Origin of the sequence: Anoxybacillus sp. PDR2, from assembly GCF_009834045.1 — a bacterium.
Lineage (GTDB): Bacteria > Bacillota > Bacilli > Bacillales > Anoxybacillaceae > Anoxybacteroides > Anoxybacteroides rupiense.
The window spans coordinates 1,484,939-1,502,684 of sequence record NZ_CP047158.1; the positions used below are offsets into that span (position 1 = coordinate 1,484,939).

14 protein-coding genes are annotated in these 17,746 nt (G+C 42.9%); 13 read left to right on the forward strand and 1 reads right to left on the reverse strand.

What is annotated here, in order from left to right; translation table 11 throughout:
* The first annotated feature begins 240 nt into the window (after window positions 1-240).
* From GRQ40_RS07210 to GRQ40_RS07225, 4 genes are read left to right on the forward strand one after another with little or no spacing between them, the layout of a single operon-like run.
* A complete protein-coding gene (locus GRQ40_RS07210; protein ID WP_066147369.1) occupies window positions 241-894 on the forward strand; it encodes a YhbD family protein in 654 nt (217 codons plus the stop codon).
* Complete coding sequence (locus tag GRQ40_RS07215) at window positions 876-1,580, forward strand: polymer-forming cytoskeletal protein (protein ID WP_159719626.1); 705 nt, start codon at window positions 876-878, stop codon at window positions 1,578-1,580. Before GRQ40_RS07210 ends, GRQ40_RS07215 begins: the two co-directional genes overlap by 19 nt.
* A gap of 11 nt (window positions 1,581-1,591) precedes the next feature.
* Window positions 1,592-2,305: a polymer-forming cytoskeletal protein gene (locus tag GRQ40_RS07220; RefSeq protein WP_236546412.1), complete on the forward strand. Its 714-nt coding sequence runs from the start codon at window positions 1,592-1,594 to the stop codon at window positions 2,303-2,305.
* A gap of 14 nt (window positions 2,306-2,319) precedes the next feature.
* Window positions 2,320-3,849: an MDR family MFS transporter gene (locus GRQ40_RS07225; RefSeq protein ID WP_066147375.1), complete on the forward strand. Its 1,530-nt coding sequence runs from the start codon at window positions 2,320-2,322 to the stop codon at window positions 3,847-3,849.
* A 131-nt stretch (window positions 3,850-3,980) separates the two neighbouring features.
* Here the strand turns inward: GRQ40_RS07225 and GRQ40_RS07230 are convergent, their stop codons facing one another.
* Window positions 3,981-5,486 carry a glycine betaine uptake BCCT transporter gene (locus GRQ40_RS07230; protein WP_159719627.1) on the reverse strand — a complete coding sequence of 502 codons (1,506 nt, stop codon included), beginning with the start codon at window positions 5,484-5,486 and terminating at the stop codon, window positions 3,981-3,983.
* 526 nt (window positions 5,487-6,012) lie between these two features.
* On the opposite strand from GRQ40_RS07230, the gene GRQ40_RS07235 reads away from it, so the two are divergent.
* The 9 genes from GRQ40_RS07235 to GRQ40_RS07275 all read left to right on the forward strand — a co-directional run bounded on the left by GRQ40_RS07235 (window position 6,013) and on the right by GRQ40_RS07275 (window position 17,745).
* Complete coding sequence (locus tag GRQ40_RS07235; RefSeq protein ID WP_159719628.1) at window positions 6,013-7,365, forward strand: MDR family MFS transporter; 1,353 nt, start codon at window positions 6,013-6,015, stop codon at window positions 7,363-7,365.
* Between the two features lie 127 nt (window positions 7,366-7,492).
* Window positions 7,493-9,181 carry a methyl-accepting chemotaxis protein gene (locus tag GRQ40_RS07240; protein WP_197431002.1) on the forward strand — a complete coding sequence of 563 codons (1,689 nt, stop codon included), beginning with the start codon at window positions 7,493-7,495 and terminating at the stop codon, window positions 9,179-9,181.
* 284 nt (window positions 9,182-9,465) lie between these two features.
* A complete protein-coding gene (gene miaA / locus GRQ40_RS07245; RefSeq protein ID WP_066147724.1) occupies window positions 9,466-10,413 on the forward strand; it encodes a tRNA (adenosine(37)-N6)-dimethylallyltransferase MiaA in 948 nt (315 codons plus the stop codon).
* A 33-nt stretch (window positions 10,414-10,446) separates the two neighbouring features.
* Complete coding sequence (hfq, locus tag GRQ40_RS07250; RefSeq protein WP_044745301.1) at window positions 10,447-10,671, forward strand: RNA chaperone Hfq; 225 nt, start codon at window positions 10,447-10,449, stop codon at window positions 10,669-10,671.
* A gap of 585 nt (window positions 10,672-11,256) precedes the next feature.
* On the forward strand, window positions 11,257-12,189 hold the full coding sequence (gene spoVK, locus GRQ40_RS07255; protein ID WP_066147386.1) for a stage V sporulation protein K: 933 nt from the start codon (window positions 11,257-11,259) through the stop codon (window positions 12,187-12,189).
* A 117-nt stretch (window positions 12,190-12,306) separates the two neighbouring features.
* Window positions 12,307-13,866 (forward strand): fatty acid--CoA ligase, encoded by a 1,560-nt coding sequence (locus tag GRQ40_RS07260; protein WP_159719629.1) that lies wholly within the window; start codon window positions 12,307-12,309, stop codon window positions 13,864-13,866.
* Between the two features lie 12 nt (window positions 13,867-13,878).
* Window positions 13,879-15,027 (forward strand): acyl-CoA dehydrogenase family protein, encoded by a 1,149-nt coding sequence (locus tag GRQ40_RS07265; RefSeq protein ID WP_066147390.1) that lies wholly within the window; start codon window positions 13,879-13,881, stop codon window positions 15,025-15,027.
* An 18-nt stretch (window positions 15,028-15,045) separates the two neighbouring features.
* Window positions 15,046-16,128: a CaiB/BaiF CoA transferase family protein gene (locus GRQ40_RS07270; protein ID WP_159719630.1), complete on the forward strand. Its 1,083-nt coding sequence runs from the start codon at window positions 15,046-15,048 to the stop codon at window positions 16,126-16,128.
* A gap of 6 nt (window positions 16,129-16,134) precedes the next feature.
* Window positions 16,135-17,745, forward strand: coding sequence for a long-chain fatty acid--CoA ligase (locus tag GRQ40_RS07275; RefSeq protein WP_044745296.1), 1,611 nt, complete (start codon window positions 16,135-16,137; stop codon window positions 17,743-17,745).
* Window position 17,746: the final 1 nt, after the last annotated feature.

Below are 17,746 nucleotides of genomic sequence, written 5' to 3' on the forward strand. Positions count from 1 at the left end.
TACGTCTTCATGTGAGGCAAAGGGAAACATCGCTTTCGGCTTCACTTGTCAGTCTTTGAAGCAAATGGCCGTTCGCTCACTCAACCGTTAAAAATATCCCGAGATGAAGGGGGAAGATGACGTTTCATCGGTTTAATGGACTGTCTATTGCTCCAATCATGATCATAAAAATGATTTTTATTTACAACGTAACATTGTTATGTTACATTAATGATATGATAACGAAGGAGGTGCTTGAGTGTGGAGCAAGAGTTAATTTCGAAAAAGGAATTGCTGGAACTCACAAATATTTCATACGGACAGTTATATAGATGGAAGCGCAAAAAATTAATTCCTGAAGAATGGTTTATTCGAAAGTCAACATTTACGGGACAGGAAACATTTTTCCCAAAAGAAAAGATATTGGCGAGAATTGAAAAAATTAAACAAATGAAAGATGATTTATCACTTGATGAATTGGCAAGTATGTTTTCACCGAATCCGACTACAATTGCCCTTCATAAAAATGATATTATAGAACGTAACATTGTTTCGGAATTAGCGCTTCATTTTTATATTGAACAAAAGGGCGAGCAGCATGTATTTTTGTTTGACCAACTCCTTCAATTGTACGTATTTGATCGGCTGTTGCAGACAGGCGAAATGAGTTTGGGAGAAGGAAAAAGCGTATTTGATGTATTTGAGCGCCATTACAAAAAAATTCAAGGAAAAAGCTGTGAACTGCTCATCGTGCGAAAAATGGGCATTTCAACATGCCTGCTCTCTACAAATGGAAACGAGCTATATTTTGAGGACGGAGCCAAGGTGGTGGCCCGTTTACATGTGCCTAGCTGTATAGAGGAGTTAAAAATAAAGGTGACGGAGGGGATGGATAAATGGAGCGAAAAGATTTAGTGATTGCTGGCGTCGGCCATGCTTCGGGTGGAATATACAATATGGTCAAGGTTTCAGGAAGTGGAAAGCTTTTTGGTGATGTAGATTGCAACGATTTGAGCATTCAAGGAAATGCCACCATCGAAGGAAATGTGAAAGCGGAAATGGCTCATGTATCCGGAAGGGTTCATATGACGGGGGCGCTGCATGCTGAACAGGTAAAAATTAGCGGAAATGCTAGTGTTGGCGGGAACATAGAGTGTAAAGTGATTCGCTTTCATGGAAACGGGAGCGTAAAAGGAGCGTTGAATGCCGAAGAGGTGTATATCCATGGAGAAACAGATGTCGCAGGGGATTGCGCTGCCGAAACATTTGATGCACGGGGCAGCTTTACCATTGGTGGATTATTGAACGCGGGAAACATTCAAGTGAAGCTGTATGGTCATTGTCAAGTGAAGGAAATTGGCGGGGAAACGATTGAGGTTCGGCAACCAGGAGTTCCATTTTTGAAAAAACTATTTTTTCATGTCGGCTTAACAGCTGAAATGATTGAAGGCGATGAAATTTATTTAGAACATACCAATGCCAAAGTTGTGAGAGGAAACAAAGTAACCGTCGGCCCTGGGTGTGAGATTGAACGGGTGGAATATCAAAGTAGCTTTGAATGTGATAAAGGAGCGAAAGTAGGAACATATCAAAAAGTATGAGGAGGAAAGTCATGAGAAACTTGACAGTCAATGGTTCTGCTTTGACATCAGGAGGAACCTTTCGTAATGTGACCATTCGTGGTGATGCGACAATTAGCGGCGATGTACAATGTGCGAAATGGAAAGTATTTGGGAACGCGGATGTGAGTGGAAATATGACAGCCGAATGGCTAAACATTTTTGGACAGGCGAATATAAGAGGAAACGTCCATGTGAAAACGATCAAGCTATTTGGGCAGGCGGACATTCGCGGAAATACCAATGTTGATGACATGCGTCTTCGCGGGGCTGCGCATATTCAAGGGAATATTACAGGCGGAGCGATTCACGGGTATGGAGAGATGAATGTTTCCGGTGATTGTGAAACGGAATCGTTTTCGGTTAAAGGGGTTGTACAAATTGCTAATACATTAAATGCAGAGCGAGTCGACCTCTCCCTTTATTTTGCGGATAGCCGCATTTCGGAAATCGGTGGAAAAACGATCCGCGTGAAACGAAGCAAATGGAACGTGATGAACCTTTTTAAAGGGATGGCGAACACGTCAGCAAGGCTCATGACCGAAATCGTCGAGGGAGATGAGATTTATTTAGAGCATACGAGTGCCCAAATTGTCAGAGGAGACCGTATTATCATCGGCCCGGGCTGCGATATTGAACTGATCGAATATCAAACAAGCTTGCAGCAAAGCGAACGAGCCGTTGTAAAAGAGAAAAGAAAAATATAAAAAGGAGAATCGGTATGGGAAGAAACGATGCGAGAATCGGTTGGGTAGTAGCAGGATTACTGCTCGGGATTTTTGTTGCATCCATGGATAACACGATTGTTGCCACCGCTATGGCAACAATCGTGGCTGATTTAGGCGGAATTGAACAATTTGTATGGGTGACATCTGCTTATATGGTGACAGAAATGGCAGGTATGCCGATTTTCGGAAAGCTCTCGGATATGTATGGAAGGAAGCGGTTTTTTATTTTCGGTATCGTTGTCTTTTTACTTGGCTCTATGCTATGCGGAGTGGCGCAAGATATTGTCCAGCTTAGTATTTTTCGTGCGATTCAAGGAATTGGGGGAGGAGCTTTAGTTCCGATTGCTTTTACGATTATGTTTGATATTTTTCCGCCGGAAAAACGCGGGAAAATGGGTGGGCTTTTTGGAGCTGTATTCGGTTTATCAAGCATATTCGGGCCGCTCTTTGGAGCGTATATTACGGATTATTTAAATTGGCGCTGGGTGTTCTATATCAACATTCCTTTAGGTCTTTTAGCGTTTTTATTCATCGTCTTGTTTTATCATGAATCTCCGAAGCATGCAAAGCAAACGATTGATTGGCTTGGTGTGATGACGCTTGTACCGGCCATCGTCTGCTTAATGTTTGCGTTAGAGCTAGGCGGCAATCAGTATGACTGGAATTCAGTCGAAATTATTGGGTTATTTGCCGGATTTTTTGTGTTATTTTTGTTATTTCTATATGTCGAAACAAAAGCGAAGGACCCGATTGTTTCTTATCACATGTTTCGCCGCCGTTTGTTCGCGACAGCGAATCTTGTCGGTCTTTTCTCAGGCGCTACCTTTATTGTTGCCACCGTTTATATTCCGATTTTTATACAAGGTGTTACAGGGGGATCAGCGACTAATTCAGGGTTGATCTTATTGCCGATGATGCTGGCGACGACAGTGTCAGCCCAATTAGGAGGATTTTTGGCAAGCAAAACAAGCTACCGCAATGTGATGATTTTGTTTACTACGGTATTTGTTATCGGCATGCTTTTATTAACGACCATTACCTCTGATACATCCCGGCTTACAGTGACATGGTATATGATTATTGTAGGATTAGGGGTTGGGGCTTCTTTTTCAGTCCTAGGAATGGCCGCGATTCACCATTTTTCGGAAGCCGAACGAGGTGCGGCAAGCTCTACTAACTCTTTTGTACGTTCGTTGGGAATGACAATAGGGATCACGATATTCGGGATTATTCAACGAAATGTTTTTAAAGAACAGCTAACGCCGCTGTTTAAAGGCACTGCATATGGAGCGGCAACAGCGAACATTCATGATCCGCGTGCGATTCTTTCACCGGAAGCGCGAGCACATATTCCAGAAGATCTGCTTGATCAAATGACAACAATATTGGCTTCTTCCATTGCTCATACGTTTATGTGGAGCTTGATTCCGGCGGCTCTTACCTTATTGTTTGTTTTTTTGATGACAAAGGAACGGTTGCTGCTCGCTTATCCGAAAAAAACGCAGCCGACACAAAAGGTTTAGCATAACGATGATATCAACAATAAAAAGCCGCGGAGCATGATATACGATCATGCTCCGCGGCTATATGCATCCCAAAAGATTCTAAGAAAAAAGAGGTAGGCAAGTCTAGTGATAGATATGAGAGCTTGCGTTTATTTTAGTGACGGCATTTCTTCCTTAAAAGAACGAATCAATGAACTTACCATTAAAATTATAATGATGGTGAACGGAAACGCTGCGATAATGGATGCGGTTTGCAGTGCTTGTAATCCTCCAGTCCAAAGTAGTATAGCAGCAGAAGCAGATTGAATGATTCCCCAAATAAACTTAATGGAGTTAGGAGGGAATAAGCTTCCATTTGTTGTTTGCATACCAAGGACAAATGTTGCTGAATCTGCCGATGTAACAAAAAAAGTGCAAATAAGTAAAATAGCAAGCCCTGACAAAATCATCCCGAACGGGAAGTGCTGCAGTACAAAAAACAGTCCTGTTTCCATGCCGTCTGCCTCCATGACTTCCATAATTCGAACATGATTGAATTGTTCTAAATATAGTGATGAGCCGCCGAACACAGAAAACCATAGAGCGCTAAATACGGTTGGGACAACAAGCACGCCAATGACAAATTCACGAATGGTTCTTCCTCTTGAAATTCGGGCAATGAATGTTCCAACAAATGGGGCCCAAGCGATCCACCATGCCCAATAAAAGATCGTCCAAGCTCGAGGCCAATCGCTTTGTTCAAAAGGGCTCAACCGCAGGCTCATAGAAGGCAAATTTTGCACATACGTTCCAATTGTTGTAGTAAATACATCCATAATAAAATTAGTTGGGCCAACAAACAGCAAAAACAGCATCAATAGAAGTGCCAAAACAATATTAATGTTACTTAATATTTTAATTCCTTTGTTTAAACCGGATTGCGCTGATAGCATAAATAAAATCGTGACTGCGCCGATAATAATTAGTTGGGTGGCTATATTATTTTTTACGTATGGGAATAAATGGGATAAACCGCCGCTAATTTGAATGGCCCCTAAGCCTAAAGAAGTAGCAACACCAAATATGGTCGCATAGACAGACAATGTATCCACTGCAATTCCCACCGCTCCGTCTACTTTGTTTCCAAACAAAGGACGCAGTACGCGGCTAATTACTCCAGGCTCTTTTTTGCGGAATTGGAAATACGCCAACGCCAATGCTACAACTCCATAAATAGCCCATGGATGCAATCCCCAATGAAAAAAAGAATAGCGCATCGCTACGCGCGCAGCTTCCGTTGTCTTGCCTTCTCCAACAGGCGGATTGTAATAATGAGAGACTGGCTCCGCTACTCCCCAAAACACTAACCCGATTCCCATTCCAGCACTAAATAGCATAGCGAACCATGCGCGATAGCTGTATTCGGGCTTTTCGTGGTCTTGCCCAAGCCGGATACTTCCGTACTTTGAAAAAATTAAAAACAAACAAAACCCAAGAAAAGTGGTGGCAGCTAACAAATAAAACCACCCAAATTTATTAATGAGAAATGAATGAACGGACACGCTAACCGCATTTAAGTTATAATGCGGAAGCATACTTTTGGGAATCATTCCCCAAATGATAAAAAATAACGAAATCAATACAGAACAATAGAAAACCTTTGTTGCTTTGTTCATCAGACTCCTCCTTCTTCATCAATTGATGCCGATGAGGATCGTGTTAGTGTTTTCGGTTGTTAGAGGAAGCAAAGACAAATCTATCGTAACAAGGGGATTGCATAAAAAGCAACCAATTTGCTTTTTACAAAGGAATAAAGCATTTTTTTTTAGAAAAACAATGGAATCATGTAAAATAAAAAGTATTCTTCAAAAATTATGTGTGCACAAAATGCTGAAGCGGCTGCAGCGAAAAAGTGCGTAGTGAACAGAGGAATGATGAATTTTTAAGAAGAAAAAGGGGGGGAGTGTCAGTATACGAGCGCATTCGCTTCTCATTCAAAAAGAGGAGGGGCGATGACATGCTAGATTCAGGGAATGGCAGGATATAGAGGCAACTTGGCGTGTCCACAATTTCGTGTCTTCAATGAAGGGGCTGTTTGATTTCGACAGTCGAAAAAGATCGCTGATTCTTGCTAATCAGCTATACGTTCAATCTTCTTGTATATAGATAGATGGCATGAGTATTTAAAAAAGGGGGATATACATGAGTAGTAGGACATCTGTAATGATTAGCATCGTTTTAGCTATGCTAGTAGCATCTATGGACACGACGATTATGAATACAACGATGCCGATTATTTCTAAAGAACTTGGCGGCTTTTCACTTTATGCGTGGTCATTTGCCTCTTATATGATTACAACGACGGTTCTTTCTCCTATAGCAGGAAGGCTGTCAGATATTTTTGGTAGAAAGAAAGTGTTTAGCTTTGGAATTGTTCTTTTTCTTGCCGGATCACTTTTGTGCGGAATGTCGCAGAATATGATTCAGCTTGTTCTATTTCGTGCTATTCAAGGAATTGGCGCAGGATTTATGATGCCGTTTCCAGCCATTATTGCCGGAGATTTGTTTCCAGTCGAAAAACGAGGGAAAATTCAAGCGTTTTTTACAGCCATGTGGGGAATTTCCGCTGTACTTGCACCGCTGCTTGGCTCCTTATTTGTGGAGTATTTGTCATGGCGTTGGATCTTTTATGTCAATATTCCTGTTTCTTTGCTTTCATTATTGACGTTGATCCCATATAAAGAAGTATATGAACCGAAGAAAGCGGCTGTCGATTATATCGGTGCGGTTTTATTTGCGCTGGCGATCAGCTCCCTTTTACTTGTGACAGTTGTGAACAGCGGGCAGTTTTTGTATGCTGCTGGAGGGGTATTATTGCTTATTGTTTTTTATTGGTATGAGAAGAAGCAAACTTCACCGCTCGTTCCATTAACATTAGTTCGCCATCAAACATTAAAATGGATGAATATTAATGGCTTTATCAGCTGTGTCGCTCTATTTGGAACATCAAGCTATATTCCATTATTTTTGCAGCAAATAGCTCATCAAACCGTTTTTATGAGCGGTGTAGCATTGCTCGGGACATCCATTGGCTGGATGCTGGCAGCTGTTCCGGCAGGAAAATGGATTTTACGATATGGTTATCGTCGTCTGCTTATTATTGGCAATATTTTGCTTGTGGCAAGCGGAGGACTACTTGCGCTGTTGAATGAACAGCATGGCTTTTTTTATGTATTTTTCGCTATGTTTATTCAAGGACTGTCCTTTGGTCTTATGACAACAGTCGGGGTGATTGGTTCCCAACAGCTGGCGGATGCGCATGAAAAAGGAATTGCGACTTCATTTTTTATGTTTTGCCGTAATATCGGAACAGCTATTGGGGTAACGGTGATGGGAGCGCTATTAACGAAAGCCGCTCATTTTATGACAGGGATTCATGATCTGTTTTTATTCGGTTTTGCCGGTAGTATTGTTGCCCTTCTTACCTCCTTTTTCATACAGGAAGAAGTGCAGCATGAGCCGTTCAATGAAATAAAAGAAGGAAAAATGGTGTAGATTCATATAAAACTTCTGCTCATAGAATCCGATAGAAAAAGTGAGTATGACAGAGGAACCATCGTTTTTCCATCATTTGTTATAGTGGTAAAGCGGATGGAGAAAAAGGGGGCTTTTATCATTGAAAATGACCGTTAGAAAAAAATTGTTTGCTGGCTTTACAGCCGTGTTGGCCATTTTAGCCATCATTGTTGGAATTGCCTATTATGAATTGAGAGGCATTGATCAAACGTATACGAATCTATTGAATGAAAAAGTGCAAGCTTTATCGCTCGTTCAGCAAATGGAGATCGCGGCAAAGAAAGAGCAAACGAGCGCACGCGGCTATTTAATTACCGGAGATAGCACATCTTCCACAAATTTTGAAAAAGCGCATGAAGAGTATGGCGAACTAAGCAGCGACGTAGCTAAACTGATCACTCAAGCGGAAGCGAAGGAGCTGCTGTCACAGCTAAATCAACTGGAGGAAGACTACTATCAATTCGGCAAACAGCTAATACAGCTCAAGCAACAAAATGATGTCGAGCAGTATACAGAGTTAGTTGCCACAAAAGGCAGAGAGCTTTCCCAGCAGTTTGATGAAGCGGCGGAAAAATTGGTTCAATTCGAGCGGCGCTTATTAGATCAAGCTAGCCGTTCCACTTCTGCAAAATCGGATTCTGCGCAAATGTGGATGATGATTTATGGAGCGATTGCTGTGCTTGTTAGTGTTGGGGTAGCCTTTTCTATTAGCCAGATGATTTCACGCCCTGTTACTGCGCTATCGCAGGCGGCAAAGCGAATCGCTTCGGGAGATCTTGCAGGGGATAAAATTCTCGTGAAAAATAAAGATGAAATTGGTGAATTAGCCGCCTCTTTTAACGAAATGGCGGGAAATCTACGAGAGGTGATTCAGCAAGTAGCGAGCAATGCTGAACAGGTAGCCGCATCATCGGAACAACTAACAGCAAGCGCGGAGCAAACGAGCAAAGCGACTGAGCAAATTACGGCAACGATGCAAGAGGTGGCATTAGGTGCGGAAAAACAAGTGCAAGGTGTTGAAGAAACACTTGAAACCGTTCAAGAAATGTCCAATGGCATTCATCATGTAGCACAGCGCGCGCAAAATGTAGCCGAAATTGCCGGAGATGCCTCTCAGCGGGCATTGGAAGGCAGTGACACAGTTCGAACGGCTGTTGAGCAAATGAATTCGATAAACGAAACGGTAACGAGTTTAGCTAATGTCATTAAAGGATTAGGGGAACGTTCAACGCAGATCGGCCAAATTATTGAAGTGATTACCGGAATTGCTGAACAAACGAATTTGTTAGCGCTCAATGCAGCGATTGAAGCAGCAAGAGCAGGAGAACAAGGGCGCGGTTTTGCTGTAGTGGCTGACGAGGTTCGAAAGCTTGCAGAACAATCGGCACAATCTGCCCAGCAGATTTCAGCATTGATTGCGGGAATTCAACAAGAAACAAATGCTGCTGTCCAGTCAATGGAAAAAGCAACAGCAGAAACGGGCAATGGAATCGATGTGATTCGGGCCGCTGGGCTATCGTTCAAACAAATCAAAGATGCCGTGCAGGAGGTAGCGGGCAATATTCAAGAGGTGTCTGCATCTGTTCAGCAAATGTCTGCTGGTGCGGAGCAAATTGTCCAATCGATACAGCAAATGAATAAGCTAGCCGAAACATCGGCTTCGGGAACACAGGAAGTGTCTGCAGCCGCTGAGGAGCAGCTTGCTTCTATGCAGGAAATCTCTGCTTCTGCTACAGCATTATCAACGATGGCTGAAGATTTACAGGAAATGATTCGAAAGTTTAGAATATCATAGCGTACAGCATGGGATCTTGCATGGCGGCGAGATCCCTTTGTTCATCTTGAAATAACGACGCTTAGTGTTTATATAAGGACCCTATTGTTAACACATCCACCGAGAAGTCTCCCATCTCTAAACGGAGTGAAGGCGGGAGAGGAAGCTCACATCCTTTCATTTTCGTTTGTCTTGTGAAAAGAAGCAATGAAACTCTTTTTTCTTCCTGCAAAACGTGATAAAATTTCCTTCGCTTGGATATAATAAAACAATGTGGCATAATGACACAGAAGGTAGTGATGTCCGTGGGAGAGAAGCTTGTTGTGTTAATCGGGCCAACCGCTGTGGGGAAAACAAAAATGAGCATTGAACTGGCTAAACGGCTCAATGCAGAAATTATTAGCGGTGACTCGATGCAAATTTATAAAGGAATGGATATTGGCACAGCTAAAATTACTAAGCAAGAAATGGACGGAATCCCGCACCATTTAATAGACATTAAAGACCCAGCCGAGCCATTTTCTGTCGCCGAATTTCAACAGCTCGTTCGACCGTTGATTCAAGAAATTACTGACAGAGGTAAATTGCCGATGATTGTTGGCGGGACCGGGCTTTATATTCAATCGGTTATCTATGATTATCGTTTTTCTGACGCTCCTTCCGATCCAGCATATCGAGAGGATCTGCGGCGTATGGCGAAGGAAAAAGGAGCGGAGGCGTTATATGAAGAATTAAAGAGGATTGATCCAGAAAGCGCTGAACGTATTCACCCTCATAATCTGCGCCGTGTCATTCGTGCGCTTGAAATTTATCGATGCACCGGAAAAACAATGGCGGAATGGCAGCAAACGCAAACCCATGAGCTTCTTTATCAAGCGGCGATTATTGGTTTAACAATGGAAAGGGAGCAATTATATCGTCGCATTAACGAACGCGTCGATCAAATGGTGGCCCAAGGGCTGCTCGATGAGGTTAAAGCCTTGTATGAGCGCGGCTTGCGCAACTGCCAATCGATTCAGGCTATTGGCTATAAAGAAATTTATGCATATTTAGATGGCGAGCTTTCATTTGCTGAAGCCGTTGAACAGCTCAAACAAAATTCACGTCGCTATGCTAAACGTCAGCTCACATGGTTTCGTAATAAGATGCCTGTACGCTGGTTTGATATGACAGATTTATCTCGATTTACCGAGAAACGCGATGAAATTTTGCGATACATAGAAGGAAAGCTTCAACAAAAGACGAATATATAAAAATAGGTAGAGAGAAAAAGAGGAGGCCAGTTCATGAAAACATCGATTAACATTCAAGACCAATTTTTAAATCAATTGCGCAAAGATGGCACACAGGTAACCGTATTTTTATTGAATGGATTTCAACTTCGCGGCTTGGTGAGAGGCTTTGACAACTTCACTGTGCTTTTAGAGGTGCAGGGGAAGCAGCAACTCATTTACAAGCATGCGATTTCTACATTTGCACCTGAAAAAAATGTTCAGCTTGATATCCAATAAACAAGCAACAAAAAATCGCCCGCACGACACATGCGGGCGATTTTGTTTCGTAAAAAGGCGGGGAGATGAATATACTATAATAGCTATGGGAATGCAGTGCTCGTTTACACATGATAAAAGGCGATGCTTCTGCACCTTTAGAGCAGTGAAAGCTTGCCTGCTGGTGAGCATTTATTTGATTTTTTACGAAAACAATATAAATACAAATGAAAGATTGAACTAGTTAGCTTCTGGAAAGGTAGGTGACGCATTTTTGAACGGCCAGAGAAACAGAATTTTTCCTTTATTGCGCGAATGTTTGACAGGGGATAAACAACGATCGGTTTTACGAGACTTATGAGTAAATCTGAAAACGGTTTGTTTAGACATCCTGGCTGTCTAAAGAGACGAATTCCACATAAACGATGAAGAGAGCAAACGTTAAATTCGAATGAAATGGGACCGCATCATGGAGCAAATAGAGGGGTAAAGGGAGAAGTGCATCGGATGATAGGCATTTGTCACAAATAAATGTCGCTAAACGTATACTGGAAAAAACAATACTACTATTCATCAAGCGAAAGGGATAAAGCGAGGTGACAACCGTTGTCAGAAGTAACGATGAATAAGGCGAAAGGACAAATTAACATTGTATTAAACTCTAAAAATACGAATCATTTAGTGAAAGAGGAACGCATCGAAGGAATTGATTACGAGCAACATGCGATATTAAGAAGCATCCAAACAGAGCTTGACCAACTGATCGGCTTGGAAAATGTCAAAAAAATTGTCAAAGAAATTTATGCGTGGCTATATATTAACAAAAGGCGCAAAGATCAGGGACTGAAATCGAATAAGCAGGCACTTCACATGATTTTTAAAGGCAATCCGGGAACGGGAAAAACAACAGTCGCTCGCCTGTTAGGAAAATTATTTTTTGAAATGAACGTGTTGTCAAAAGGGCATTTTATCGAAGCAGAACGAGCGGATTTAGTCGGCGAGTATATTGGGCACACAGCCAATAAAACACGTGATTTAATTAAAAAGGCGCGAGGCGGTATTTTATTTATTGATGAGGCGTATTCGTTGGCACGCGGGGGAGAAAAGGATTTTGGAAAAGAAGCGATTGATACGCTTGTAAAAGGCATGGAGGATTATTGTGAAGATTTAGTCGTCATTTTGGCTGGTTATCCGGCGGAGATGGATTATTTTCTATCCTTGAACCCCGGTCTCCCTTCCCGCTTTCCACTTATGATTGAGTTTCCTGATTACACGGTAGACGAATTAATCCATATTGCCAAACAAATGCTGCGAGAGAGAGAATACGAATTTACGTTCGAAGCAGAACGAAAGCTGTATCATCATATTGAAGAGCTTCTTCACACAAAGAAGGAACGAAAATTCAGCAATGGCCGCTACATTCGTAATTTAATTGAGAAGGCGATTCGCAAACAAGCTGTTCGTTTATTATATGAAGGGCGTTATGACAAAAAAGAATTAACGTTGATTCGTGATCGTGATTTAATCATCGGTTCTTAATCAAGCGGAAGCAGCAGCTTCCTTATTTTTTTGCAGAGAGGCAGGAGTTTTATTGCACAAAAAGAATACATAAGATTATTAATTGTCTTAATATTTTAATAAAAGAGGAGGAGAAGAATGTCTATTACGATTGGCGAAGTATTTTTACAAACGGTAAGGAAATTTCCAAAAAAAGAAGCGCTTGTCGATATAAGAAGAGGAATTCGCTATACGTACAAACAATGGGCAGACGAAGTCAGCCGTCTTGCTAATGCCTTCATAGGTATGGGAGTAAAAAAAGGTGATCGTGTTTCCACCATATTGTTAAACACTAGCGAATTAGCAACGGCATTTTTTGCATGCGCCCAAATTGGGGCCGTCTTCAATCCGGTCAATTTTCGTTTGAGCCCGAAAGAAATCGCTTACATTTTAGCGGATGCAGCTCCGAAAATTGTTTTGTTTGAAAAGGCCGTAGAACCGCAAATATCACATATTCACCATGAATTTCCTCATATTTCCTTCTGTTATATTGATAACGATACACCACCCTATGCGATGAATTACTGGGAACAAGTGAATATTGCTTCATCACAACCTCCTCGCAGCGATGTATCAGAAAATGATCTTTACGCCATTATGTATACGAGTGGAACGACGGGAAGACCAAAAGGCGTTATGCACCGGCATCGCGAGATGGTTGAGCAGAGCTTGATTTGTAACTCGATTATGCGCATTCGTGAAACCGACCGGGGACTTGTTGCTGCTCCCATGTTTCATTGCGCTGAATTACATTGCTGCTTTTTGCCGCGCGTGCATGCGGGAGCCACGAATGTCATTATTCATCATTTTGATCCAAAGCAAGTGCTTGAGGTCATTGAAAAAGAGCGGATTACTTCTCTATTTGCTGCACCGACCATGTGGAACATGATTCTTCAGGAGAATATAAGCGCCTATCATTTATCCTCTTTTCGCATTGGCTTATATGGTGCCGCCCCAATGGCTCCTGTGCTTGTGAAGGAGTGCAAAGAAAGATTGGGAATTGATCTGATTCAAGCGTATGGAATGACAGAAATGGGACCGGCCGTAACGTTTTTGCTAGAGGATGAGCAACTAACGAGGGCTGGATCAGCTGGCCGTGCTTGCTTAAACCATGAAATTCGCATTGTGCAGCCGAAAGAAGATGGTCCGTCCGACCCCGATCACGTGCTGTCTCCAGGGCAGGTTGGCGAGATCATCGTGAAAGGCCCGTGCATGATGATGGGCTATTACAACCGCGAAGAAGCAACAGAAAAAGCGATGTATAAAGGCTGGTACCATTCGGGGGATTTAGGGTATATGGATGAGGATGGATATTTATATGTGGCAGATCGCGTAGATGATATGGTGATCAGCGGCGGTGAAAACGTTTACCCGCGCGAAGTCGAGGATGTGCTCTATGAGCATAAAGGGGTGCTGGATGTTGCTGTGCTTGGGGAGCCGGATGAAAAGTGGGGAGAAAAGGTTGTGGCTTTTATTGTTAAAAAAGATCCCAATTTAACAGCAGAGGAGCTTGAGCGATTTTGCAAAAACAGCGACCAGCTAGCTCCATACAAACGACCGCGCGCCTACTATTTTGTTGATGCGCTGCCGAGAAATGCAAGCGGCAAAATCCAAAAATTTTTACTTCGCGAACAAATGAACCAATCAGCAAAATCATAGGGAGATGAGAAGATGGCAGCAAGCTATTTGCGTGAAGAGCATCGCATTTTTCGCAGCTCCTTTAGAAAATTTTTGGAAAAAGAAGCGGCGCCCTATTACTTAGATTGGGAAAAACAAGGTCTCATTCCGCGTGGTTTTTGGGAGAAAATGGGTGATAACGGTTTTCTTTGTCCGTGGATTGATGAGAAGTACGGCGGCTTATCCGCTGATTTCGGTTATTCTGTGGTCATTAATGAAGAATTAGAAAAAATAGGATCAAGTCTGATTGGGATTGGCCTGCATAATGACATTGTCATTCCATATATTGAATCTTATGGAACAGAGGAACAAAAGAAAAAATGGTTGCCAAAGTGCTTAACAGGAGAAATGATTACGGCCATTGCGATGACCGAACCGGGGGCAGGATCTGATTTAGCGGATATTTCAACAACGGCGATCAAACATGGCGATTACTATGTTGTCAATGGACAGAAGACGTTTATCACGAATGGCATTCATGCCGACTTAGTCATCGTTGTTTGCAAAACCGATCCGCAAGCCGTGCCGCCTTATAAAGGAATAAGCTTATTGGCTGTGGAACGAGGTACGCCTGGATTTACCCGGGGCAGAAAACTGGAGAAAGTGGGACTGCATGCACAGGATACAGCGGAGCTCTTTTTTAGCGATGCAAAAGTTCCAGCAGCCAATTTGCTCGGCAAAGAAGGACACGGTTTTTATTACTTAATGGAAAAGCTGCAGCAGGAACGCTTGATTGTGGCGATTGCTGCGCAAACGGCAGCGGAAAGAATGTTTGAGCTGACCAAAGAATATGTTAAAAACAGAAAGGCATTTGGACGAGCGATCAGTCAATTTCAAACAATCCAGTTTCGACTGGCTGAGATGGCAACCGAAATTGCTTTGGGTCGGACCTTTCTTGATCATGTCATCGAACAGCATATCGACGGAAGGGATGTGGTCACATCTGTCTCGATGGCGAAATGGTGGATTACTGATATGGCCAAGCGAATAGCGGCAGAAGGAATGCAGCTGCATGGAGGCTATGGCTATATGGAAGAATACGAGATTGCGCGGCGATATCGTGACATTCCAGTCAGTGCGATTTACGCGGGAACAAATGAAATGATGAAAAGGATCATTGCTAAAAATCTGACCCTTTCATAGAAAAAGGAGGAACATCATTTGCTAGAAGGAGTAAAAGTTATTGATTTTTCCTATTATCTTCCTGGTCCATTTGCCAGCCTTCGCTTGGCCGATTTAGGAGCAGAAGTAGTGAAGATCGAACCGCCAACGGGCGATAAGATGCGCGAGCTGGCTGATGAATGTATATTTGCAGCCAATAATGCCGGCAAGCAAAGCATTTCTCTCAATTTAAAGCTGGAGGAGGATGTGCGGATTGCAAAATCGTTAATAAAAGAGGCTGACGTGATCATTGAAAGCTTTCGCCCTGGCGTTATGAAAAGACTCGGTTTGGGCTACGATGAGATCAGCCAAATAAATCCTGCCATTATTTATTGCTCCATTAGTGGCTATGGGCAGAATAGCCCTGCTTCTTTATTAGGAAGCCATGATTTGAACTATATGGCGCTTACCGGTGTATTAGCTCAGCTAAAGGATTCTCAAGGACGCCCTGTCCATCCGACGATTACGATGGCGGATTTCATTGGCAGCCTTCATGCTGTTGAGCAAATGATAGCTGCTTTATATGCACGTGAGCGGACAGGAAAAGGGAGATATCTCGATCTTTCGCTAGTGGACGGACTACTTTCATTGATGACTAACCATTTTGTGCAGGAACACAAAACGAAAAGCAAAAATGGCATTCAGCTGCTTGCAGGTATCATTGTTTCGTATTATTTGTACGAAACAAAAGATGGGAGATACGTGTCGTTAGCCGCCCTTGAACCGAACTTTTGGAAAAATTTCTGTTCGGCTGTAGGTCACCCTGAATGGTGCGAGCACCATATCTCTCCGGCGAATGATGATAACGTCATCTTTCGGGAGATCAAGCAGCTGTTCCAATCGAAAACACTAGAGCAATGGGCGGAGTTTAGTATGCAGATTGATTGTTGCCTTACTCCTGTTTTCGAAACAGATGAAGCAAAAATCTTATTTTCGAGCGAACGGTATCGAAAAATGATTCATATAGAGGAGGATCGAATAGAAGTGGCGACTTGCTATGATCGCGAGTTGCTCAAAAAGCGGTCACATGCACCAAAAATCAATGAGCACAAGCAGGATTTCATTTATTCAATAGGAGAGTGATGAACGATGATGAATGTGCCATTAAATATCGCGACGATGCTGGAGAGAGCGGAAGCACTTTTTCCAAAAAAGCAGGTTATTTCCCGGATGAAATCTGGTATTGTTCGCCATACCTATAGAGAAATCGGTGAAAGGACGCGAAGGCTTGCAAGCGCTCTAAAACAGCTAGGCGTGGAAATAGGGGATCGCGTCGGTACGCTTGCTTGGAATCATCATCGGCATTTGGAGGCGTATTTCGCTATTCCGGGAATTGGAGCTGTGCTGCATACGATTAACATTCGGCTGTCTCCAGAGCATATTGCCTATATTATTAATCATGCAAATGACCGTGTGCTGCTGATTGATGAAGATTTTCTTCCGGTCATTGAAAACATAAAAAACGAGATTCCTAATGTTCAAGCCTTTATTGTGATGACAGAAGAGGACAGCGTGCCAGAGACGTCTTTGTCCCCTGTCTATCATTATGAAAATCTGCTGCAAAAAGGAGAGGCTCATTTTGCCTTTCTTAAAAATATGGATGAAAATAGTCCTTCGGGCATATGTTACACCTCGGCAACGACGGGATGGCCGAAGGGGGTTGTTTACTCGCATCGCGCGACAGTGCTGCATAGTATGGCGCTGGGGCTTGCCGATAGCGCTGGTTTATCCGAAACCGATGTAGCGATGCCGGTGGTGCCGATGTTTCATGTGAATGCGTGGGGACTTCCATTTGCTGCCGTGTGGTTTGGAACAACGCTTGTGATGCCTGGTGCAGCCTTTACTCCGAAAATTTTAGCGGAACTGATGGAAGTGGAAAAAGTGACTCTTGCTGCCGGAGTGCCGACGGTGTGGCTTGGCTTGCTAAAGGAGTTGGAGAAAGAAGACTATGATTTAAGTAGTGTGAAGCGTATTTTATGTGGAGGGGCGGCAGCTCCAAAAGGTCTGATTCGCGCTTTTGAAGAAAGAGGGATTCCGTTTGTCCATGCATATGGTATGACAGAAACAAGCCCGCTTGTCGTGCTTTCTCGTCTCAAAAGCTATCAGCAGCATTTATCTAAAAATGAGAAACTGGATATTCGGGCTAAGCAAGGCTTTCTCGTTCCTGGAGTCGAAATGAAGGTGATTGGCAAGGACGGTGATGTATCATGGAACGGAACAGAAATGGGGGAGCTATGTTTGCGTGGACCGTGGATTGCTAGCGAGTATTATCATGATGAACGAAGCAAGGAATCGTTTCGCGATGGCTGGCTTTATACAGGAGATGTCGTAACGGTTGATGAAGAAGGCTTTATTAAGATTGTCGACCGTACGAAAGATGTCATCAAAAGCGGTGGGGAATGGATTTCTTCGGTAGATTTAGAGAATGCCTTAATGGCCCATGAGGCCGTATTTGAAGCAGCCGTGGTCGCCGTGCCTCATCCAGAATGGCAGGAACGTCCGGTTGCCTGCGTGGTTGTCAAAGAAGGGAAAACAGTCACAAAAGATGAACTGTACGATTTTTTGCGTCCGCAGTTTGCTAAATGGTGGCTTCCAGATGAAATCGTGTTTGTCGATGAAATTCCCAAAACAAGTGTCGGGAAATTTTTGAAAACGAAATTGCGCGAGCAGCTGCGTAGTTATTTTACCAATACAAATTAGG